Genomic DNA, 21,047 nt, shown 5'->3' with positions numbered 1-21,047 from the left:
TAAATGACGGCATCAATTTTGAGAGTAAGACCGCCCTTGAGGCGTATGTTAGCATAAACAAAATTAATCTCGGCAATTCCTGGATTCATCCATGAGTTTCAATAGGTTTAATCCGAGAGAGCGGCAAGAAGTGGAATGGGCATGAGCCTTCTTACAAGTGCGATTACGTTTGCTACCGTGGTTATTTCCGGGTTGGTTCCCAATGCGACAATGGCAGAGGAAGCGACCTGTGGTGTGACTGCTCCCTGTGAAGTTGAGAGCGGTGAATACTATGTTGCACTTCCGGATTCTCCTGCTGATGATGAACAGATTGGCGCCATAATCTACCTGCACGGGTGGAAGGGCAAAGCTGATCGCGCCATCGAGAATAAAGCTTTGCGTAATCTTGCAAACGAGCTTGGCGTTGCTCTCATTGTCCCGCAGGGCATTGGCGGTTCCTGGTCCTATCCGGGCTCCCCAAGTCAGGATCGTGACGAGTTCAAGTTCTTCGATGAGATGCTGACAGACGTTTCTGACCGCTTCCCGATTGATCGTGAGAAGATCCTGCTCTCAGGCTTTTCCATGGGTGGTTCCATGGTTTGGAATCTGGCCTGCTACAAGGGTGAGAACTATGCTGGCTTCGCACCGATTGCCGGTGCCTTCTGGGATCCAATCCCAGCAGCCTGCCCTTCTCCTTTGACCAACCTTTACCATACCCACGGGGTTGAAGATAAAACCGTTCCGATGGTGGGCCGTGCGATTGGCGCGAACTGGCGTCAGTCCGATGTATTTGACAGTCTTGATGTCTGGAAGCGGCAAGCTGGTCTCTATGATACCGAGCCGACATCCATCAGTGCTGGCGAGTTGCAGTGTGATGTGTGGTCTGCCAAAGGCGAGAAGCTTGAGCTTTGCCTGCATGATGGCGGACACTCCATGAAGGCCAACTGGATCCGGCGTGCATGGCTTGATCTTGCCAACACAAAGCACTGGTAAAACCCACAGGTCCATCACGGTAGAAACTTCAAATTTCACGGGCCATCACGATACTGTGTGATTTTTCAGATTGTTGTGGTGGGCCTTTTCTGAGTGCTCTAACGTCTCTCCAAAATCTGCTGGATTGCTGTACATGACAGGGTCAGTCACCCTCCATTTGCGGTCAATCTTGCCTCAAAACCAATGGATTAGACGGTTTGAATTCTCTAGTAGACGGTGAACAGCACCAGTCCTCTACCACCAAAGGACCTTTGGATGGCCTTGTGGTGCTTGACCTTTCGCGCATTCTGGCAGGCCCAACCTGCACTCAGCTGCTGGGTGATATGGGCGCTGAAATCATCAAGATTGAACACCCAACACGCGGGGATGACACCCGCAAATGGGGGCCTCCCTTCCTGAAAGGCAAAGGCGGTGCGGATACTGGCGAAAGCGCGTATTATCTCAGCTCCAACCGCAACAAACATTCTCTCGGCATCGACATGCGTTCTGAAGAAGGCGTGGAGATGCTCAAAGAGCTGGCGGCGACCGCTGACATCGTTATCGAGAACTTCAAGGTTGGTGACCTTGCCCGCAAGGGCCTCGGTTATGACGACCTGCGTGCGAAGAATGATCGGCTGATCTACTGCTCCATTACCGGTTTTGGCCAAACTGGCCCTTACTCACATAGAGCGGGCTATGATGCGCTGATTCAGGCCATGGGCGGGATCATGAGCATCACGGGCCTTCCTGAGGAGGAAGGTGGCAGCCCAACCAAAATTGGTGTCGGCATTGCTGATGTGATGTGCGGGATGTATGCCTGCAACGCTATTTTGGCAGCTCTGCACCACCGCGAGAAAAGCGGTGAAGGTCAGCACATCGACATCTCCTTGCTGGATTGTCAGGTGGCATGGCTGATCAACCAAGGCCTTTCCTATCTAACTGACGGCAACATCCCAAAACGGCTTGGCAATGCGCACCCAACCATCGTGCCTTATGAGACCTTCCCGGCCTCTGACAAGGACTTCATGGTGGCTGTTGGCAACGATGCGCAGTACCAGCGTTTCTGTGAGATTCTGGGTTGTCCTGAACTGAACACTGATCCTCGCTTTGCAACCAACGCTGACCGCGTGCGCAATCGTGCTGAACTGGTGCCTTTGCTGCGTCAGTTCACAATCAAACAAGGTGCCCAGCATTGGACGGATGAACTTGAGGCTGTTGGCGTTCCGTGTGGTCCGGTGAATGATCTGGCTGGCGTGTTCAGCGATCCGCAGATTCTGCATCGGGGTATGAAGATTTCTCTGCCACACAAGCAATCTGACGATGGTCAGGTAAGCTTGATTGGTAACCCGATCAATTACAGCAAGACGCCTGTTACATACCGGAAGGCACCGCCGACCCTTGGCGAGGACAGCATTGAAGTGCTGACCAAGTATCTACAAAAAACCAAAGAAGAAATTGACGATCTCGCTGCTCGCGGTGTCGTGTCACTGGGAGATTCATAATTATGCGCGGCGCTGATCTTATTGCTCAAAAACTGCATCAGGCTGGCAGTCAGTATGCCTTCGGGATTCCGGGTGGCGAAGTGCTGGCCCTTATGGATGCCCTGAACCTTGCTGGTTTGAAATTCAATCTGGTGAAGCACGAGAATGCTGGTGGCTTTATGGCTGAAGGCGCATGGCATGGCCTTGCGCGCCAAGGCAGGGATGCCCCCGTTGTTTTGCTGGCAACACTTGGGCCGGGTGTGACCAACGCCGTCAACGTGATTGCCAATGCCTTTCAGGATCGCGTTCCGCTGATCTTCCTGACAGGCTGCGTAGATACTGCTGAGGCTGAGACCTACACTCACCAGGTGATGGACCATCAGCAACTGCTGCGTCCTATTGTGAAAGCCAGCTTCAAAGCAGCTCCGGGTGCGCTGAATGCCATGATGGACAAGGCAATTTCCATTGCCATGTCTGGTCAACCGGGACCAGTGCACATTGATGTGCCGATCTCCGTTGCCGAAGGTGAAAGCGACGAAACACAGAAAACACCGAACTATGGTGTTCGTGCTGCCCAGCTGCCATTTGGTGATGTGCTGGAGCAAGCGCGTGATTTGCTAGGCTCTGCTCAACGCCCTATCGCAATTGCTGGTGTTGATGCCGTCAATGTGGATGCAGGCAATGAGATTGAGGCGTTCTGCGAGGCCTACCAGATTCCGCTAATCACCAGCTACAAGGGCAAAGGGCTCATTCCTGAAGGCCATAAGCTTTCGCTTGGTGGAGCAGGTTTGTCGCCCAAAGCTGACAAGAACCTGATGCCTTTGCTGGCTGATGCGGACCTTGTTGTGCTGATCGGCTATGACCCCATTGAAATGCGCGTGAACTGGCGTAATCCGTGGAGTGAAGAGACATCAGTTATTGAGCTGACGCCTGTGTTGCGCAGCCATGGCATGCACCATGTGAGCCATACTCTGGAAGGCGATGTGAAGCCAACCCTGATGGCTCTGACACCAGAAGATGAGGCCGGTATTGTTCCAGAAGAGAGCGATTGGCTTCGTGACCGTATCGCACCAGCCAAGGAAAAGCTGAAGGCCGACTTTACTGCGGAAGAAAGTGGTTGGGGCCCAGCCACTGTGTTCCACGGCCTTCGGGAAGCCTTGCCGGATACCACTGTTGCAACTGCGGACAGTGGTGCGCACCGCATTCTGGTAAGCCAAATCTGGGAGAGCCACTACCCGCGCACAATGCTGCAGAGTTCTGCGCTTTGTACGATGGCATGTGCCTTGCCGCTTGGCATCGGGCATAAGATGGCAAAACCGGAAGATCCGGTTGTTGTGTTTGTAGGTGATGCCGGTCTGGAGATGGGTCTTGGTGATCTGGCGGTTCTGCGAGATATGCAGGTGCCGTTTATTGTCTGCGTGCTGGTCGACGAGAGCTTGTCTCTGATTGAGCTGAAGCAGCGTGCGAACCAGAACCCTAATCTGGGCGTGGACTTCTCTGCAACCAACTTCCCTGCACTTGCTGACGCTTATGGCGGGCATGGTGTTTGGGTGGATGATGCTGAGAGCCTTAAGAAAGAAGCGAAGGCAGCACTGAAGCGCGATACCTTCACCGTTCTTGCTTGCCGCATTGACCGCAGAGCCTACGACGGTAAGCTGTAGAACCATTTGCATTTTCGAGTGTGTCGCGGGAAAGGTGACACACTCTTTTTTTGATTTCTAAAGAGTGCCTCAGGTGTTGTCTGTGGCACGGTCTGCAATGCGCTGGAAGATCACATCCAGTTCCTCGCTCAGTGAGACCAGATCCTCAGAGGCTGTGGCTCGGTAAGGCTGGAAGACAAAGCTCGGTGTTTTCCAGGACAGCGTTGCTGTGCCATCCGGATTTTCCGTCAGATAGAAGCGAACTGGCGCCTCAATACCTGCCTGCACACTTGCTGCCAGCATGCGTCTGGCGAAGTCGTTACGAAAAACCCCAATCACATAGTTGCCAGGGATTTCGAAGCCGTTTGCTTTAGCACCCCGAGAGGCACTTGCCATGCTGACGAGCAGCATGTCTTCTTCGCGAATGGCTTTTTTCAGGGAGTCCAGTAGCTCATCAATCGCCATGGTGGTTTCGATAACCCGCCAGCCATTGCGCGGCAGCACCTTGCCCTGCTGCGCTTGCTCTGTGGTGATTTGAGCCTGGGATGGTTGAAAAGCGGCCATAACGAACATCAATGTTCCAACAAAGCCGAGCATCCCCGTAAGGAGTTTCATGGTTCAATCCTTTTCGTAATGAAATGAGTTTAAAAGCGGGAGTTGAACAGGCTGTTGTTCAAGCTCCCTTGATTTTAATTGGCCAAGTTTTAGTCGTATCCGGCAGCTGGTTTCTATTTTGCGGTAACAGGTGCAGGATCCATTCCGATCAAATGACGGACACGGGTTCCAACCATAGACCCGGCAAAGGCGAAGACGAGCCACAACCAGCCATGTATGGAGCCGGAGGTTATGCCCCCGAGATACGCTCCGATGTTGCATCCGTAAGCAAGGCGCGCGCCGTAGCCGAGCAAGAGGCCTCCGATCACTGCAGTTCCAGCATCTCTGAGATTAATTTTTTTCACCGGATTGAACTTTCCGGCCAGCCCAGCTGCAATCAGAGCCCCGAGCACAATGCCGAAATTCATGACGGATGTGGAATCGGCAAAGACAGATCTTTTGATCGCCCCAACCTGCCATTGCCAGTAAGGCCAGGTCTCTACCGGGATACCAATGGCATAGAAAAACTTTGCACCCCAGAGTGCGAAGCCGGATGTCACGCCCCATGGGCGCTGCAACACAATGAACGTAAGAACGCAAACCAACGCCAACATCAACGCACCCAGAACATAGCCCCATTGGCCTTGAAAAAACCCGGTGGTTTTGCGGGATTTCTCTAGTTCACCCCATTGTTTTTTCTCGATAAACACCGAGAATATCGCAAAGGCGACAAGTGGCACAATGGTGATCAGTAGCGCAGGGACGACCCCATAGCCACGCACAAGCGAAAATGCCGGTAATCTTGGAAGAGAATTCCAGAATGAAAGATGCGCTGTTGCAATTACGCTGCCCAAAATGAAGAAGGCAAGAGTGATCACCATGCGTGATGAACCGCCTCCGACAGTGAACAATGTGCCTGATCCACACCCTCCGCCGAGCTGCATTCCGATGCCAAAAATGAAGGCTCCGACAGCTGCTCCAACACCGAATGGAAACACGAAGCCACCGGTGCGTATGCCGATGTTTGGACCGTATTGGAGGAGTGGGAAACTTATTAAACAAACCAATGAGATAAGCAGGAATTGAGCACGAAGGCCCTGCCCTCTTCGCTGGGTGACAATACGGCGCCATGCTGCCGTAAATCCGAAGCTCGTATGGTACAGCGCAACGCCTGCCAGAGCACCGATCAAAGCACCGCCAAAAACACGCCAGCCGTTGTTCTGGAGTCCCAAGAGAGCAACACCGGCCAACGCGACCAGCGCTCCGATGACGATCACAGATTGCGGTGATTGAATCTGTTGATCGATTTTTGTTTGTTGATAGCTACTCGTATTCGCCATGAATTCGCCACGTACTTAGTCTCAATTGGAGTAAGGACATTACACAGTGGGGACTAACTAGAAAATCAAGAAGCAGTGAACACTATTTCATCCGACAAACAGAAGATTATCACAAGGTAATAAATACTGGTATAATAGAACTTAATATCTAAAATCTTACTTATTATCACTATTAATAATAGTAGATTTTTACAGGTAAGCTTCTATTTGACGCATATTTTTTCTTAGTGAATAGAATAGTGTTTTCTATTTCTTCATGAGGTTGAACTATATTTTCTACATAAACAAAGCTTGCTGATATTAAACACCATTTTGTGTGTTGAACGTCATCGCCAGTTTTGAAAGGGTTCTGATCAACAGATTTCCTGGCAGACCTGTGTCGTTAGTAATGTAAACCCAATGGCTTATCTCATAAGCGATTGCACATTGCACGAAATACTGGTCGCCTCAACCACGGGTCGCATCCATGCGCATTGATGACCAGTTCGAATACACGGTAACACTCTCCGATAAGAGTGCATTAACACACTGGAACAACACTATTCTTGCGTTTTTGGCACATAGTGCTGCAACGCCGGAGCATCTTGCGAAAACACTGGAGGCCGATCCAGACTTCGCTCTGGCTCAAGCCGCGCGTGGCCTGTTCTGCCTACTGCTTGGCAGACGCGAAATGACAGCAACTGCTTTTGAAGCTTATGCAATTGCTGATAAATGCCGCAGAGATACACAGATTACGGACCGTGAAGAAGCTGTTGTTGAAGCTTTGAATGACTGGCTTCAGGGTACGCCGACCAAGTCTGCTGATCGCCTTGACGAACTGCTTCTTAAATACCCACGCGATGCATTCCTTCTGAAGCTCGTCCACGCTATTCGCTTCGTTCTTGGCCAGCCATCCCGCATGCGCTCCTCGATTGAAGGTGTGATCTCGTCTTATGAAGACGACCATATCGCAAAAGGCTATGTACACGGTTGTTACTCCTTTGCGCTGGAAGAGACTGGTGATTTTGACCGGGCTGAACGGATCGGCAAAGAAGCCGTTGCTTTTCAACATGATGATGCCTGGGGCCTGCATGCAGTTGCCCACGTGCTGGACATGACCGGCCAGACCGAAGAAGGCATCAAATGGCTTGATGACCAGCCAAAGGCTTGGGAACACTGCAACAACTTTGGTTATCACGTTTGGTGGCACCTTGCGCTGCTGCACCTTGATCGTGGCAATGTTGAGCGTGTTTTCGAGCTCTATGACCAAAAGTTCCGTAAAGATCACACAGACGATTATCGCGATATCTCCAACGCAGCTTCCATGCTGGTTCGCCTTGAGCTTGAGGGCATCAAGGTAGGTAACCGCTGGGAAGAGCTGGCGAGCATCAGCGAAAAGCGTGTCGACGATTCCTGTAATGTTTTCGCAGACTTGCACTACATGCTTGCTCTGCTGGGAGACAACCGTCGTCAGTCCTCTGACCGCCTGTTGACTCGAATGCGCACATTTGGCGAACAAGACACCAACGAGATGGGTCTCGTGACCAAAACAGCCGGTTCTCCAACAGCATCTGGATTGATGCAGTTCAAGAACGGCAATTACTTCAGCGCTTACCACCACCTCGCAGAAGCACGCCCGCTGCTGCGTACCGTTGGTGGCAGTCATGCTCAGCGTGATGTATTTGAACGCCTCACCATTGAAGCCGCTTTGCGCGCTGGCCTTTGCCAGGAAGCAAAACGGATGATTGATGAGCGCACACGCTTGAGAGGCGGATCAGACACCTATGGTGAAACCCGCATGGCTCAAGCAACTCGCATGACGGAAGCCACCGACCTCATGCAAAGTGAACACCTACGATTCCGTATGGGATAAATGGAGGTGCAGCTTCGGGGGATTTCGGAGCTGCATTTCATCATCTATAGTTTTTAGTTTCAGAGACATCGTGAACCAGCACAGTATACCGCCGACCCCTATGAAAACGGCCAGCCGACCAAGAGATCCACGCCTCGATTTTTTTCGAGGGATCGCAATGTTCATCATCTTCATAGCCCACCTTCCTGCAAACGGGTGGGCTCTTTGGATTCCGGCGCGTTTCGGGTTCTCCGATGCAACCGAGATATTTGTGTTTTGCTCTGGCATGGCCTCCGCAATTGCCTTCGGGCGCGTCTTTGAACTGCATGGCCTGGTCATGGGCAGCGCGCGTGTTCTTTATCGCGTCTGGCAAGTTTATTGGGCCCATATCTGCCTGTTCCTCGCCGTTGCGGGCATGCTTGCCTTCCTGCAAATCAACGGCTGGACCAGCGACGACTATGTCGGGAAGCTGAACCTTTGGCACTTCTTCGAAGATCCGATCTTCCAGCTGCCAGGTTTGCTGACCCTTACCTATGTGCCGAACTACTTCGATATTCTGCCAATGTATCTGGTGATCCTTGCGATGTTGCCGGTGATCATGATTGCCTATTACAAGGCCGGACGAGGTGCGGTTGCAGCAATCATCATTGCATTTTGGCTGATCGCAACCTTCCGACTGGTGGATTTCCCTGCTGAGCCATGGTCCGATCGCCGTTGGTTCTTCAATCCATTTGCATGGCAGTTGCTGTTCTTTACTGGATTTGCCTTCATCAAGGGCTGGATTCCGGCTCCTCCAGTCAAGAAACGTCTCTTGTTCCTGAGCGCCTCGATTATTATTCTTACGATTCCGTTTGCTTACTTCCGCATTCTCAATGAGGTGCCTGAGCTCCGCAGAATTGCAAATGATATCAGCGACCTCACCGTAAAATCCGAGATGGGCCTCCTGCGCTACATCCACTTCCTAGCCCTTGCTTATGTGGCGTGGGTAGCTGTTGGAGAAGGCGGGCAACGGCTGCTCATGGGCGGTTTTGGTGGCAAAGTTGTCCGGGTCATCAAGAAGGTAGGCCAACAGTCTCTCGCTGTTTTCCTTGCAAGCCTCATTCTTGCGCAGGGCATTGCAATCTTCCGGGATGAGCTCGGTTTGAAAGGCACGGTCACAGGTGGAATCATGGCAAACTTGCTTGGTTTTGCAGGCTTAATTGCCGTCGCCTATACCGTGGCATGGTTTAAGGGTGAGCCATGGAGAAAGCCAAAGGAAAAACCAGCTTCCTAAAGCAGTTCGCATTTAAGTTGGAACACCTGAACTGCTTTAGTCTTTGTTTTTGTGTATCTTTATCTGAAAACCGGCTTCCACTTTTCGGAGATACGCTGTAGCTTTGCCAGTTCAATAGAAACCTAGAAATCAGAAAATCGGTTGCGTGCTATTTACGCAACCGGCTTTTTCCTGGAAACCTGACGGCTCTCACCACCTTCAGCTTATTCTTTTATCGCGTGACCGCAGCTCGGTTTGCCTTGGCAAGTTCCAACTCTACACGGCGCTGCTCTTTATTGAGGCCTTGCAGTTCAAGCGGTGTTTTCTTTTCTTCAGGCAACAGCCAAAGTCCGGAGTGTTTAAAGTACATACCGAGCGCTGGTTTTGAGGTGATCATTGCAAACGGTATTGTTAGCAATGGTCCAAGGATTACCGGAAGCAGAAGCCACGTATCTGCAAAGGTATAATCCATCATCCAAATCACACCGCAAAGGCCGAAAAGAGTTTGGGGCCAGAACTTCTTCACTGCCAAAAGGAACGGAATACCATGGGGTTGTCTTTCCTGCCCTCCCCATTGCGTTTTTCGTCCTGCGAACAGTTGTGCAATAAAGATGCTGTGCGCAATTGCCATGACTGGTGCTAGCAACATGGAATAGACCAGCTCGAAGAATGCACTGACAAACACCGAGAAAGAGCCGCCATAATCCCGGCGTTCGTTCCGAACTGTCAGGACATGGGCAAGCGTCGCAAGTTTGGGTGCAAAGACCATGCTCATGATGGCCACAATCAGGATCGTGCCGTAAAACGGATCGAATGTTATCGTCTCGGGCGCGGAAACAGATGCGGTTAAAATCGCCATTGCGATAAAAACGAGCCATGCCGGAGAGCCAGCAAACATGAGGATTGCAAGGCCAAGTTGGATTCGTCCCAAAAGCTTAAACCCGGGCTCTCTGAGCAACTTAAAGTACTGAAGGTTTCCGTGACACCAGCGCAGATCTCTGCGGATAAACTCGATCAAATGAGGTGGGTTTTCTTCATAGCTGCCACCTTCTACCGGCCATACGCGCACCTCATAGCCCGCGTCTGCCATCATCGCAGCTTCAACCTGATCATGACTGAGGATCGGGCCGCTCAATGCGTCATTTCCTGGCAGAGGCTCCAGCATGCAGAACTGCGTGAAGGGCTTTATGCGAAAAATCGCATTGTGTCCCCAATACGGACCTGACGAGCCTTGCCACCACGCTGCGCCAAGCGTGTAGGAGCGCATTCCCAAACGCATACCCCATTGGAAAACACGGGTGAAGAACGAGTTGGTTGAAAGTCCCAGAACAAGTGTTTGCAAAATACCCAGACGCGGATTTGCATTCATTTTGCTTACAAGGTGGCATAGGGATTCTGCTGAGAGGAAGCTATCAGCATCCAGCGTGATCGCATATTCATGCCGTGTCCCCCAGTTGCGGCAGAAATCTTCGACATTTCCTGCTTTGAAGCCGGTATTCTTTTCACGTCTACGATAAAGCACTTCAATCCGATTTTGCCATCGTGCCCGCAGTAGGGAGAACTCCCGCATTTCTTGCCGGATATGCTCAGGATCATTGCTGTCACTCAGGATATAGAGAGAGAAGCCGTTGAGTTTTTCCAGACGATCCAGATCTTGAAGCATCGCTTCCAGCTTCGCAGCCACTTCAGGTGAATCTTCGTTTCGCACGCAGGAAAGCAAGGCGGTTTGCTTATTCTGCAAAGGCTTTTTTAGGTCAAGTGTACCCAGCGGCGTGCCAGCGTATACCTGAGCGGTGGAATTTGAAGAAAATCTCATGAGCATCAAGCCAATGACAGCATGCCAGAAACCGATGACGAGCCATGGTAAGGTTACCAGAAATGCGAGAAGCATCACGACTTTTGAAAGGGCAAAACCGTTGAGGAACAGTGTGAGTGACATGATGGTGGTCAACACTGCTAAAGAGGTTAGAACGAGCCCTCCAAAGATCAGTCTGCGCCTGAATAAGCGCTTATTTTCCTGATGCTTGTCGATGATGTTGGTGGAGAGCAGCTGGTCAACAAGACTAGTGCGGGCGTTCTCTTCAGGAACCCGTGATTGTTTTGTCATGTCCTACCCAAATTATTATTGTTTTTAGAGGCACCTACATTTCTGCTAGTTTCCTTTGTTCACGTTTCCCTAGAGTATATTTGTGAAAACTTAGCGATCCGGGGAGCGCGTTTCTTGTCTGAGTTAGCCAGAGCGCTTTGGTACACTGCGCCTCAAACCATTGAAATAAGAGAGGAAAAACTCTCTAAATCATCTGGTAACCGTGTTTACTTAAAAACTCATGCTTCCGCGATCAGCCGAGGTACGGAGGCCATTGTCTATCGTGGCGATGTGCCAGTGAGCGAGCGGGAACGAATGATAGCTCCGTTTCAGGAAGGGACCTTTCCCTTTCCTGTTAAATACGGCTACGCAAACGTTTCTGAAGTGATTGAAACAAAAGATAATTTAAAAGCGGGCCAACGCGTTTTTTCTCTTTTTCCGCACCAGAACAACTTTCTGCTCTCCGCAGATGCGCTCTATCTTATTCCTTGTGATTTACCGAGCACCCGAGCCACTTTGGCAGCAAACATGGAAACAGCGCTGAACATCATGTGGGATGCAGCTATTCTGCCATGCTCCAACGTTGCCGTGGTTGGTGCTGGCACTGTTGGCTCGCTGGTTGGCTATCTTTGCGCTCGCATCGCAGGTGCGCACGTGACTATGATTGACGTCAACCCGAAGCGGCAGGACATTGCAGACGAGTTTTCCTGCGCATTTTCCTTGCCGGAAGTTGCTCCCGAAAATCAAGATGTTGTCGTGCATTGCAGCGCCTCTGAAGCTGGCTTGAACACTGCGATCCGAATTGCAGGGAGAGAAGCCAGAATTGTGGAGGCGTCCTGGTATGGCTCGCGCCCTTCCGGCCTTGTTCTTGGCGGGAGTTTTCACAGTCAGCGCCTTAGTCTTATCTCGTCTCAAGTCGGTCAGGTTGCTCCCATCATGAGGCCACGCTGGACGCACCGCAGGCGAATGGAGGCGGCAATCTCTCTTCTGAAAGATGACGTACTCGATACTTTGCTCGCGCCTCCCATCGAATTTGAAAAAGCGCCGAAGGATTTGAAAGACGTTCTTTCAGGCAAGAAAGATACTTTATGTCAACCCATTGTTTACACTTAATTTTATGAGGATTTTGAGATGTATTCAGTCGAAATCAGCAATCACATTATGATCGCGCACAGCCTGAAAGGAGAGGTGTTTGGTCCTGCCTCTCAGCTTCATGGCCTTACTGCACACGTCCACGTCGCTATATTTGCAGAGGAACTGGATGAGAACGGGATTGTCATAGACATTGGCAATGCACTTGATGTGCTGGCAGAAATTCTGCATCCGTTCAACTACAAGAATCTTGATGACCTTCCTCAGTTCAAGGGGCGGAACACCACGGTCGATTTTCTCTGTAGCTACATTTACCAGCGCGTGTGCGATGCTGCTTATCTACATAAACTGGGCCGCGAACCGAGCGAACTTAGCAAGGTGCGCGTTTCAATTTCCGAGAACCCTAATGCGCGTGCGTCTTATGAGGCGCCGTTGACTGCATCCGAGGCTCATGAGTAACTTACATCCTTCTTTAGGCCAGACAGCAGAAGCACCTGCCAGATCTTGCTATTTTGTCTTTCCGGGTGATCTGAACACGCCTACAGGTGGTTATCGATATGATCGTGAGATCATTCGGGGGCTGCAGAAACACGGCTGGAATGTCTCACTCATTAGCCTTGAAGGCACCTACCCGGTCCCATCTGATGCCGACAAAAAGTTGGCGTTTGAAGTCATTGAAGAGATAGAGCCCTCAGCTTTGATCATCGTGGATGGTTTGGTGCTTGGGGCTTCATCTGATTTGGCGCAGAGTATCGCTGAGCGTTCCAATCTCATTGCGCTGGTTCATCACCCACTGTTTCTGGAAAGTGGGATTGACCCTAAGCTGGCAAAGGTGCTCCGCGCGGCTGAGACGAAAGCTCTCACGTTTGCAAAGCATGTGATTGTGACCAGTCCTTCGACACAGAAGACGCTTGTCTCTCAAATGGGCGTTCCAGCGGAAAAGATCAGTATTGTTCTGCCCGGTATTGATCGGCCGACTGTCTCGGAGAGCGTTGCAACCTCGAACGAAGCTCTGGCAACCCCAAAGTTGCTTTGTGTTGGGTCGTTGGTACCGCGAAAAGGACAATTGCATTTAGTTGAAGCGCTGGGGCAACTGAAGCATATGGACTGGCATCTGGATCTCATTGGAGAAACGCGGTTTGATCCAGAATATGCGAGCCAAGTGCGATCTCAGATCAAAAAGCATGACCTCACTGAGCGTATTCGCGTTCATGGAGGTATTCCCAAAGCTGAACTAACGGGTTTCTATCAATCAGCCGACCTCTTTGTGCTCCCAACATACTATGAGGGATACGGGATGGTTTTTGCGGAGGCTATGAGTTTTGGGCTCCCGATTATTGCAAGTGGCGAAGGCGCTGTCGCATCGACGGTTCCGCCTACAGCTGGCTTTCATGTTGGTGCGGGCGATCCTCTAGCTTTGGGCAAGGCCATCGAAACACTTCTTCAAAACAAAGAGTTACGCTCTCAACTTTCAACTGGGGCCCTTGCTGCTGCTCGTGCATTGCCAGATTGGAATGACAGCGCAAAGGCCTTTGCTTGCACACTGGAGGCTCACAGGTGAGTGGATTTTCCTCTGAATGGCTCTCATTACGTCGTAAAGCAGACCGGCGAGCGCGCAACAAAGACGTCATGAAAAAATTTTGTAGCTGGTTGGTCGAGCATGCCCCCAAGGGTGGCCCACTCCGGCTCATAGATGTGGGCGCTGGAACCGGTTCCTTTCTGCAGGATCTGGCAGAACACATTGAGTCAAACAGGGAGCAGGTGTGGTTGCTGATCGACAACGACCCTGAACTTCTCAAAGTTGCAAAACGCATCTCTCCTCCCTTGCCTCATACGAGAACGAAAACAGATGTTTGCGAACTGACTGATGCCGGGTCACTGGATATTCTGGAAGGGCATCATGGGGTTGTTACCTCGGCCTTTCTGGATCTTGTAAGTGCAAATTGGCTGGATAGCTTTGTTGCCCGTATGCGTCAGCTGAAACTCCCGTTTCTTGCAGGGCTTTCGTACAACGGTATCCTACTGAGCAAACCACACCACCCAACAGACCGGCTTATTCAGCGCGCATTCAATCAGCACCAAGCCACAGATAAAGGATTTGGGTCTGCGTTAGGGCCGCTTGGTGGGTTTCATGCTCGTGAGCGATTACTTAAGGCGGGGTATACCTGCTTTACCGGACGCTCTGACTGGGTATGTGCACCTGAAGACGATGCTTTGCAGCTGGAGCTGATTAAGGGGTGGGCCCAAGCGGCACGCGAAGTTGGGGTATCAGATACAATCGTGGATGATTGGCTGGAATTTCGTTTAGCGGCACTTGGCAAAGGCAAATCACAACTGCAGGTCGGGCATGTTGATATTGTTGGCCTTCCGCCTCAATGAAGCTATGAAGACCTTTGCTTCCAGCGCTCAAAATTAGAGGCCTATGTTCTTTAAGATCAACGCCTGTGTGAGCATGAAAAGGCGTGGGCAGCGGATTTCCTGTTTCTCGTAAAGGCTTCGCAGTTCATGGAATGATAGCTCGACAACTTCAATATCTTCGTCTTCGTCCAGATCGCGCCCTTCAATATTCAGGTCGCCAGATGTGTACTCGGCGAGGAAAAAATGCGCCCGCTCAGCAAGACGTGCGGGGTTGATGAAGACATTCGCGACCTTAGTGAGATTGGTGAGCAGGCACCCAAGCTCTTCCTGAGCTTCGCGTACACATGCTTCTTCTATGGACAGATCGCTGATCTCGATTCCGCCAGCGCATGCCTCTAGGATAATCTCTTCCTCCATAATGTAGGGCGCGACTCGGAGTTGCTTAACGATCAGGACTGTTTTCGCTTGAGGGTCATAAGCCAGCACAGCAATTGAATCGCCGTAGACCCATACCGGATCTGTCGTAATGTGCTCGCGTCCATCTTCGTGAACAACACGCACTTCAACTTCCTCAATCCGCCCTTTAGCTTCCCAAAGGGTCGTGCGTCTTATGAGCTCTGGCATGCGTGTGTCCTTATTCGGGAATTCACGCAAATTTATACGGGCACTTGCCGGCGAAAGGAAATGCTTTTCAACCCTTTGGAAAAGTTAATTGTTCAGGCTCAGATCTGCCAGCATATCAACACCCAAAGGATGCCAAGTGACATCGGGGCGGATAGCCTGTGCGAGATAATCAATTGCAGGCAACTGAAGACCTCTTGGTCCTGATCCGATGATGAGCGGGGCGATCATCAGGTGAAGACGATCGATCATTTTTAGCTCGATAAAGCGAGACAATGTCCAAGCACCACCTTCAACGAGGATGCATCGAAACTCTCGCAGTACATGCCGGATTTCAGCACAGGACAGACGGCCTTTTGCATTTGGCTGTAGCTGAAAGCATTCCACTCCATCAGGATAACGCGCATGGGCATCTGTTCGCGTAATCACAATGCGGCGGGCATTTGTATCCTGCAGGAGTGTACTGTCGCGCGGCATACGGCCATAAGGGTCAATGACAATACGTGCGGGGTGCCGTCCGCTGACATGCCTGACAGTGAGTTGAGGGTTGTCCGCAACCGCTGTTCCCACTCCCACCACGACAGCATCACAAAGTGCCCGGAGCCGGTGAAGATGGATCAATGCTTCAGAACAACTCACATAATTGGAGTCTCCGGTGACCGTTGCAATGCGGCCATCAACTGACTGTCCAAGCTGACCAATAACAAACTGCTTTTGCGCCATGCAAAGAGGTGCAAACACACTGCCATAACCTTGCAGGTTTGGCGCACGCCTCTCCACTGATGCTGCTAAGACCTCCTGCCATTCATCAGGAGACAAAAACCCTGAAGATTGTTCTAGCGGCTTTTCGCAGGTCAACTGAGAATTATTCGGATGATCTTGTTGATGTATTGGTGTTGTGTGGCCCCTGTCCATCAAGCCCCCTTGTTTTACCGAGTTCACAGCTCACCTCACCTAAGGTTAGCCTAGTGGTAACGAACCTTGATTAATCTGTCGATCAGGAGATTGCAGGGGCTCTTCAGGAACCTCTGGGGTTATCAGGAGAATAGAGCATGGCCTATCAAGTTGCCGGATATTCAGCCATGGCGAAGACGTATCACTGGATCGTCGCCATTCTGGTCTTAATCATGGTTCCGATGGGACTGGTGATGACAGATCTGGGGCCTGGAGCCCTTCAGAATACGCTCTACTTCTATCACAAGAGCATCGGTATCCTGCTCTTCCTGCTCGTGGTTTTGCGCCTTCTTCAGCATTGGATTACGCCTGCTCCACCGCCGCCAGCCTCTCTTTCACCAGCTCTGCGGATCGTCTCACGTTCAGTACATGGGTTGCTCTATCTCGTGCTGATCGTAAATCCGATATTAGGCTGGGTTGGGCTCTCTCTTTATGGAGCACCAATGCCATTTTTTGGCTTGTTTGATCTGCCGAGTATCGTTTCGCAAAATCGTCCAGTTTCAGAAAGCATTCTGGATTTCCATGCAACTGTTGGTGTTGTGTTTGCATGGCTGATCACGCTGCACATTTTAGGCGCGCTCTATCACTGGCTCATCGCTAAAGATGGGATTATCGAGCGGATGACAACGGCGCCCTATCAGAAACCTAAAGATTAGTTTGGCAGTGTTGCGTATTTTTCACGCAAGCCTTTAAGGTCTTCAAGACCTCATCAATCGACGCGCATAAAATGCCGCCGGATGGCTTTGGGCGCTTAAGCATCGCAACAGGCATCTGTAGCTCACGAGCAGCTCTGATTTTGCCGTAGGATGCTGATCCGCCACTGTTTTTGCTGATGAGCCAGTCTACTTGCAGCACCTTGAAAAGCTCGGATTCTTCGGACCAGCTCTCATTTGGCAATCCTTCAATGTACTCCGCGTTTTGAAGCACTTCACTCCCACTCGGGCGATTTAAGGTACGGATTACAAATGTAAGATCCGGGCGTTGTTTCAGCGGTGCAGCAATCTTGGCACTGGCAGCAAAAAAGACCTTTGCGCTGGGTGGAATCAGCTTTAGTGCCGCTTCTACGTTATCTGCAGAATACCAAATATCATCATTGGCTTGCTCCCAAGCAGCTCGTTCAAACCGGAGCAACGGAATCGCGAGGTGCCTTGTTGCTTTGGCCGCATTGCAGGATATTTGAGCAGCATACGGGTGGGTTGCGTCGATAACGGCAGCAATATCCTGAGTTTGCAGATAGTTCGAGAGGCCATCGACACCACCAAAGCCTCCGATACGTGTTGTCACCGCAAGGTCTATTGAGTTTTTGGTAACTCCAGCGAGTGAAGCAATGACATTTTGCTCGCCATTCACAGCCAGTGCAGCAATCAGCTTTCTAGCTTCTCGTGTACCTGCGAGCACAAGGATTTTGGGCTTCTCTGGCATCAAAACTGCTCCAGTTTTGCAGACTCTTCAGCCGGGACATGACCCAATACCTGACCTCGCCGATCCACCACGATAATCTCAACGCTTACAGCAGCTCCACGAAGAATGCTTAAGGCCGCACGTTGTGCTCCCTGCGCAACGACCTCTCCCATATGAATATTTTCGGCAGCAGCTCTTTGAGCAACATAAGAGACTAGATTTGCCTCTCTTGTTTCCGCGAGGAGCTCTTTCGAAGCTCCGGCATGACGCAGCACATCTGCCAGTGCATCAAAATCGACTGCTGAGCGAGCCGAATGCAGGTCCATAGCCCCTTGTGCAAGCTTCGTCAGTTTGGCAACTCCGCCGGAGATGGTTAGTTTCCGAACAGGATGCGCACGCAGATACTTGAGCAGGCCACCCGCAAAGTCTCCCATATCAAGATAAGCCTGTTCGGATAAATCAGGATAGTGGGCACGCAACACATCTTCTGAGGTTGCTCCTGTTGCAGCTGCAACGTGGGCCAAGCCAGTGGCACGCGCAACGTCTACACCACGATGAATGGATGCTATCCAGGCAGCACACGAAAATGGCCGGACAATACCCGTTGTGCCGAGTACAGAGAGGCCGCCGATAATACCAAGCCGCGAGTTCATGGTCTTTTGAGCCAGCTCTTCGCCGTTTTGGATGGATATCTCAACATCTACAGCAAGAGTTACGCCGTACTCATCTGCCACTTGTTGCAACTCACGGGTCATCATTTGGCGAGGCACAGGATTAATGGCAGGCTCACCAACTGGGATCGGCAGCCCGGGTTTTGTGACCGTTCCAACGCCAGGACCAGCGAGAAAGCGAATTCCGGTAACCTTTGTGTTGAAGGTCACTCTGGCCTGAATGAGCGCTCCGTGGGTTACATCAGGGTCATCACCAGCATCCTTGATGATGGCAGCTGATGCAGAATTTTCAGTCAGCTTTTCGAAGGCGAGTGAGAAGGATGGCGTATCACCACGAGGCAAGGTGATGCTGATCGGATCCCGAAAATCTCCAGACAACAAAGCTGTATACGCTGCCTTTGCCGCAGCGGTTGCACAGGCGCCTGTTGTCCAGCCTGTTCTCAGTTTTTTTTGCCCAGTTTCAGCCATCCGGCGACTATACAGATTTAGCGGGATATACCAAGCAGAAGGCTTTGGACTTCCAATTGGTTTCCAATTAAATTGCTACGCAAAACCACATAAATCATGAGAACCACTTGTTTGATATCTCCCTCCCCCACTTTGAATTTCCGGTGCTTGAAGCTGGATGGGTTTGGCTTGCTGGTGCCGGCCCCGGAGACCCCGGTCTGCTGAGCCTGCATGCCTTGAATGGCTTGCGGCAAGCAGATCTCATTGTCTATGACGCATTGGTGGATGAACGCATTCTTCAATTTGCGGCTGAAGGTGCTGAAATCATTTATGCTGGCAAGCGCGGTGGCAAACCTTCCCCCAAGCAGTCCAGTATTTCGATCAAGCTGGTGGAGCTTGCAAAATCCGGCAAGCGTGTCATGCGCCTCAAAGGTGGAGATCCGTTTGTATTTGGCCGCGGTGGGGAGGAAGCTCTTGCACTGGTGGATGCTGGCGTTCCCTTCCGTATCATTCCAGGTATCACAGCTGGCGTTGGCGGGCTGGCATATGCTGGAATTCCATCTACTCACCGAGGGATTAATCAAGCAGTTACGTTCCTCACAGGTCATGACCAGAATGGGGTTGCGCCTGATGAGCTTGACTGGGATGCTCTTGCCAAAGGATCACCCGTGATCGTGATGTATATGGCAATGAAGCATATTTCACTCATTACCCAGAAGCTTATGAGTGGTGGCCGACGTGCAGCTGAACCTGTTGCTGTCATCTGCAATGCCACACAGCAGAACCAACAAGTGCTGGAAACAACGCTTGCTTCTTGCGCTGAGGATATTGAAAGTAGTGGCCTTAAGCCACCTGCGATTGTTGTCGTTGGTGATGTGGTGAATTTGCGTGAGCAACTGAACTGGATTGAGCCAGCTCTTGCGCGTACCTCGCAAACCTCTCAATTGAAAGAAGAGCCTGCCCTATGACCATTGCGAAGGGTTTCGTTATTGCAGCGCCGTCTTCCGGGTCTGGCAAAACAACGATTACATTGGCGCTGCTGCGTGCTCTTCGTGATACCGGGCTTCGTATTGCCTCGGGCAAATCGGGACCAGATTATATCGACCCTGCTTTTCATAGTGCGGCTTCCGGGCGGCCATGCCTGAACTATGACGCCTGGGCGATGTCATTGGCGCAACTTTCACTCAACGCCACGGAGCAGGAAAAACACACTGACGTTGTGGTTGTTGAAGGAGCTATGGGTCTCTTTGACGGTGCAGCTGATGGCTCTGGCTCTGTTGCAGAATTAGCGGTTCATCTGGGTCTGCCGGTTATTCTGGTGGTGGATTGCAAGTCTCAGGCGCAATCGGTTGCTGCCCTTGTCCATGGGTTTCTCACATACCATCCTCATTGCCACATCAATGGCGTCATTCTCAACCGGGTCGGGTCTCCGCGTCATGAGCGCATTTTGCGGCGTGCGCTAGAGCCTTTGGATGTCATTGTCTTAGGCGCGTTTTATCGCTCAAAGAGATTGGAGTTGCCTGAGCGCCATTTAGGGCTTGTGCAAGCCAGTGAGCGTGAGGATTTGGAAGAGTTCCTAAATGCAGCTGGTGAGGTGGCTGCTGAAAGTGTGGATGTGCCAGCCTTGATGCGCCTTGCGAAAGTGCTTGCTATTCCTGCCCGGGAAAACAAAGAGCTGACAGGCATTTCTCATTTACCTCCGCTTGGGCAATATATCGCGATTGCTAAGGATATTGCCTTTGCTTTCAGTTACGAGCATCTGCTCAGTGATTGGCAGAGGCAAGGCGTTACACTTTCCTTCTTCTCTCCGTTGGCAAACGAAGGCCCATCAGAAAATGCTGACGCAATCTTCCTGAGTGGCGGATATCCGGAACTTCATGCAGAACAGTTATCTCAAGCAGACATCTTTAAGCGCGGAATAAAATCTGCTGCAGCTGCAGACAAGCTCATTTATGGTGAGTGTGGCGGCTACATGGTACTTGGTGAAGCGCTGACAGATAAAAGTGGGCAGTCCCACGAGATGCTTGGTCTGCTGCCGATTGAAACCAGCTTTGCGAAGAGAAAGCTGCATTTAGGCTATCGGAAGCTGAAGGCGACAGAGGCCGCAAGGTCTGCTGGCTTTCCTTGGATGAACCCGTTGGGTGCGCATGAGTTCCACTATTCAACGCTGACGATCAAATCAGAAGCACCGCCGCTTTTTGATGCTCAGGATGCGGAGCATCACGATCTGGACCCTCTGGGCCACATCAATGGGCGTGTCATGGGGTCTTTCGCGCATGTGGTGGCAGGAAGAAGCGAAGAATGGTGGTCCGCTTCTTCCTAATTCCA

Annotated in this window: 19 protein-coding genes; 12 read left to right on the top strand and 7 right to left on the bottom strand. The window is 51.3% G+C overall.

Annotation, left to right across the window (positions count from 1 at the left end; translation table 11 throughout):
- Nucleotides 1-141: 141 nt before the first annotated feature.
- The 3 genes from DHN43_RS21460 to DHN43_RS21450 all read left to right on the top strand — a co-directional run bounded on the left by DHN43_RS21460 (nt 142) and on the right by DHN43_RS21450 (nt 4,093).
- Entirely contained in the window at nt 142-972 is an 831-nt protein-coding gene (locus DHN43_RS21460) for an alpha/beta hydrolase family esterase (RefSeq protein ID WP_208987960.1), read from the top strand.
- Nucleotides 973-1,169: 197 nt separating this feature from the next.
- Nucleotides 1,170-2,453, top strand: coding sequence for a CaiB/BaiF CoA transferase family protein (locus DHN43_RS21455; RefSeq protein WP_063286627.1), 1,284 nt, complete (start codon nt 1,170-1,172; stop codon nt 2,451-2,453).
- Nucleotides 2,454-2,455: 2 nt separating this feature from the next.
- Nucleotides 2,456-4,093, top strand: coding sequence for a thiamine pyrophosphate-binding protein (locus DHN43_RS21450; RefSeq protein WP_108819978.1), 1,638 nt, complete (start codon nt 2,456-2,458; stop codon nt 4,091-4,093).
- A 69-nt stretch (nt 4,094-4,162) separates the two neighbouring features.
- On the opposite strand, the gene DHN43_RS21445 is transcribed toward DHN43_RS21450, so the two are convergent.
- Entirely contained in the window at nt 4,163-4,687 is a 525-nt protein-coding gene (locus DHN43_RS21445) for a DUF302 domain-containing protein (protein WP_063286625.1), read from the bottom strand.
- Between the two features lie 113 nt (nt 4,688-4,800).
- On the bottom strand, nt 4,801-6,006 hold the full coding sequence (locus DHN43_RS21440; RefSeq protein ID WP_108819977.1) for a YeeE/YedE family protein: 1,206 nt from the start codon (nt 6,004-6,006) through the stop codon (nt 4,801-4,803).
- A gap of 466 nt (nt 6,007-6,472) precedes the next feature.
- Here DHN43_RS21440 and DHN43_RS21435 point away from each other — a divergent pair, with 466 nt between their 5' ends.
- Both DHN43_RS21435 and DHN43_RS21430 read left to right on the top strand, forming a co-directional pair.
- Complete coding sequence (locus DHN43_RS21435; protein WP_063306157.1) at nt 6,473-7,858, top strand: tetratricopeptide repeat protein; 1,386 nt, start codon at nt 6,473-6,475, stop codon at nt 7,856-7,858.
- Nucleotides 7,859-7,958: 100 nt separating this feature from the next.
- Nucleotides 7,959-9,110, top strand: a complete 1,152-nt coding sequence (locus tag DHN43_RS21430; RefSeq protein ID WP_063286622.1) for an OpgC family protein — start codon at nt 7,959-7,961, stop codon at nt 9,108-9,110.
- Nucleotides 9,111-9,321: 211 nt separating this feature from the next.
- Here DHN43_RS21430 and mdoH read toward each other — a convergent pair whose 3' ends face one another.
- Nucleotides 9,322-11,196 carry a glucans biosynthesis glucosyltransferase MdoH gene (gene mdoH, locus DHN43_RS21425; RefSeq protein ID WP_108819976.1) on the bottom strand — a complete coding sequence of 625 codons (1,875 nt, stop codon included), beginning with the start codon at nt 11,194-11,196 and terminating at the stop codon, nt 9,322-9,324.
- 114 nt (nt 11,197-11,310) lie between these two features.
- Between mdoH and DHN43_RS21420 the strand changes: the two genes are divergently transcribed.
- The 4 genes from DHN43_RS21420 to DHN43_RS21405 are packed head-to-tail and all read left to right on the top strand — an operon-like array spanning nt 11,311 to nt 14,646.
- Nucleotides 11,311-12,288: a zinc-dependent alcohol dehydrogenase gene (locus tag DHN43_RS21420; RefSeq protein ID WP_108819975.1), complete on the top strand. Its 978-nt coding sequence runs from the start codon at nt 11,311-11,313 to the stop codon at nt 12,286-12,288.
- Between the two features lie 18 nt (nt 12,289-12,306).
- Nucleotides 12,307-12,726 (top strand): 6-pyruvoyl trahydropterin synthase family protein, encoded by a 420-nt coding sequence (locus DHN43_RS21415; RefSeq protein ID WP_057461690.1) that lies wholly within the window; start codon nt 12,307-12,309, stop codon nt 12,724-12,726.
- Nucleotides 12,719-13,828, top strand: coding sequence for a glycosyltransferase family 4 protein (locus tag DHN43_RS21410; protein ID WP_108819974.1), 1,110 nt, complete (start codon nt 12,719-12,721; stop codon nt 13,826-13,828). Before DHN43_RS21415 ends, DHN43_RS21410 begins: the two co-directional genes overlap by 8 nt.
- Complete coding sequence (locus tag DHN43_RS21405) at nt 13,825-14,646, top strand: hypothetical protein (protein ID WP_063294148.1); 822 nt, start codon at nt 13,825-13,827, stop codon at nt 14,644-14,646. The genes DHN43_RS21410 and DHN43_RS21405 overlap by 4 nt, the downstream gene beginning before the upstream one ends.
- A 33-nt stretch (nt 14,647-14,679) precedes the next feature.
- On the opposite strand, the gene DHN43_RS21400 is transcribed toward DHN43_RS21405, so the two are convergent.
- Both DHN43_RS21400 and DHN43_RS21395 read right to left on the bottom strand, forming a co-directional pair.
- Entirely contained in the window at nt 14,680-15,249 is a 570-nt protein-coding gene (locus DHN43_RS21400) for an NUDIX domain-containing protein (RefSeq protein WP_108819973.1), read from the bottom strand.
- A gap of 84 nt (nt 15,250-15,333) precedes the next feature.
- Complete coding sequence (locus tag DHN43_RS21395) at nt 15,334-16,161, bottom strand: RibD family protein (RefSeq protein ID WP_108819972.1); 828 nt, start codon at nt 16,159-16,161, stop codon at nt 15,334-15,336.
- Nucleotides 16,162-16,298: 137 nt separating this feature from the next.
- On the opposite strand from DHN43_RS21395, the gene DHN43_RS21390 reads away from it, so the two are divergent.
- The gene (locus DHN43_RS21390) at nt 16,299-16,856 is read left to right on the top strand and encodes a cytochrome b (RefSeq protein WP_108819971.1); all 558 of its coding nucleotides are present in this window, start codon (nt 16,299-16,301) and stop codon (nt 16,854-16,856) included.
- Here the strand turns inward: DHN43_RS21390 and DHN43_RS21385 are convergent.
- On the bottom strand, nt 16,846-17,622 hold the full coding sequence (locus tag DHN43_RS21385) for a precorrin-6A/cobalt-precorrin-6A reductase (RefSeq protein ID WP_108819970.1): 777 nt from the start codon (nt 17,620-17,622) through the stop codon (nt 16,846-16,848). The genes DHN43_RS21390 and DHN43_RS21385 overlap by 11 nt on opposite strands.
- Nucleotides 17,622-18,740 (bottom strand): cobalt-precorrin-5B (C(1))-methyltransferase, encoded by a 1,119-nt coding sequence (locus DHN43_RS21380; protein ID WP_108819969.1) that lies wholly within the window; start codon nt 18,738-18,740, stop codon nt 17,622-17,624. The genes DHN43_RS21385 and DHN43_RS21380 overlap by 1 nt, the downstream gene beginning before the upstream one ends.
- Nucleotides 18,741-18,847: 107 nt before the next feature.
- On the opposite strand from DHN43_RS21380, the gene cobA reads away from it, so the two are divergent.
- Together cobA and DHN43_RS21370 are read left to right on the top strand one after the other, a co-directional pair.
- Nucleotides 18,848-19,687, top strand: coding sequence for a uroporphyrinogen-III C-methyltransferase (gene cobA, locus DHN43_RS21375; protein WP_108819968.1), 840 nt, complete (start codon nt 18,848-18,850; stop codon nt 19,685-19,687).
- Entirely contained in the window at nt 19,684-21,042 is a 1,359-nt protein-coding gene (locus tag DHN43_RS21370) for a cobyrinate a,c-diamide synthase (RefSeq protein ID WP_108819967.1), read from the top strand. Before cobA ends, DHN43_RS21370 begins: the two co-directional genes overlap by 4 nt.
- The last annotated feature ends 5 nt before the right edge of the window (nt 21,043-21,047 follow it).

Origin of the sequence: Pseudovibrio sp. Alg231-02, from assembly GCF_900143565.1 — a bacterium.
Classification (GTDB): domain Bacteria; phylum Pseudomonadota; class Alphaproteobacteria; order Rhizobiales; family Stappiaceae; genus Pseudovibrio.
Note: the sequence above shows the minus strand (reverse complement) of the source record. Positions and strands in the feature narration are given on the sequence as shown.

What these genes read in the sequence shown, in the direction of transcription:
- DHN43_RS21435 (WP_063306157.1), top strand. Translation starts at nt 6,473, where the DNA reads ATGCGCATTGATGACCAGTTCGAATACACGGTAACACTCTCCGATAAG.
- DHN43_RS21370 (WP_108819967.1), top strand. Translation starts at nt 19,684, where the DNA reads ATGACCATTGCGAAGGGTTTCGTTATTGCAGCGCCGTCTTCCGGGTCT.
- DHN43_RS21445 (WP_063286625.1), bottom strand. Translation starts at nt 4,687, where the DNA reads ATGAAACTCCTTACGGGGATGCTCGGCTTTGTTGGAACATTGATGTTC.
- DHN43_RS21430 (WP_063286622.1), top strand. Translation starts at nt 7,959, where the DNA reads ATGAAAACGGCCAGCCGACCAAGAGATCCACGCCTCGATTTTTTTCGA.
- DHN43_RS21450 (WP_108819978.1), top strand. Translation starts at nt 2,456, where the DNA reads ATGCGCGGCGCTGATCTTATTGCTCAAAAACTGCATCAGGCTGGCAGT.
- DHN43_RS21460 (WP_208987960.1), top strand. Translation starts at nt 142, where the DNA reads ATGAGCCTTCTTACAAGTGCGATTACGTTTGCTACCGTGGTTATTTCC.
- DHN43_RS21385 (WP_108819970.1), bottom strand. Translation starts at nt 17,622, where the DNA reads ATGCCAGAGAAGCCCAAAATCCTTGTGCTCGCAGGTACACGAGAAGCT.
- DHN43_RS21415 (WP_057461690.1), top strand. Translation starts at nt 12,307, where the DNA reads ATGTATTCAGTCGAAATCAGCAATCACATTATGATCGCGCACAGCCTG.
- DHN43_RS21410 (WP_108819974.1), top strand. Translation starts at nt 12,719, where the DNA reads ATGAGTAACTTACATCCTTCTTTAGGCCAGACAGCAGAAGCACCTGCC.
- DHN43_RS21395 (WP_108819972.1), bottom strand. Translation starts at nt 16,161, where the DNA reads ATGGACAGGGGCCACACAACACCAATACATCAACAAGATCATCCGAAT.
- mdoH (WP_108819976.1), bottom strand. Translation starts at nt 11,196, where the DNA reads ATGACAAAACAATCACGGGTTCCTGAAGAGAACGCCCGCACTAGTCTT.
- DHN43_RS21440 (WP_108819977.1), bottom strand. Translation starts at nt 6,006, where the DNA reads ATGGCGAATACGAGTAGCTATCAACAAACAAAAATCGATCAACAGATT.
- DHN43_RS21400 (WP_108819973.1), bottom strand. Translation starts at nt 15,249, where the DNA reads ATGCCAGAGCTCATAAGACGCACGACCCTTTGGGAAGCTAAAGGGCGG.
- DHN43_RS21390 (WP_108819971.1), top strand. Translation starts at nt 16,299, where the DNA reads ATGGCCTATCAAGTTGCCGGATATTCAGCCATGGCGAAGACGTATCAC.
- DHN43_RS21380 (WP_108819969.1), bottom strand. Translation starts at nt 18,740, where the DNA reads ATGGCTGAAACTGGGCAAAAAAAACTGAGAACAGGCTGGACAACAGGC.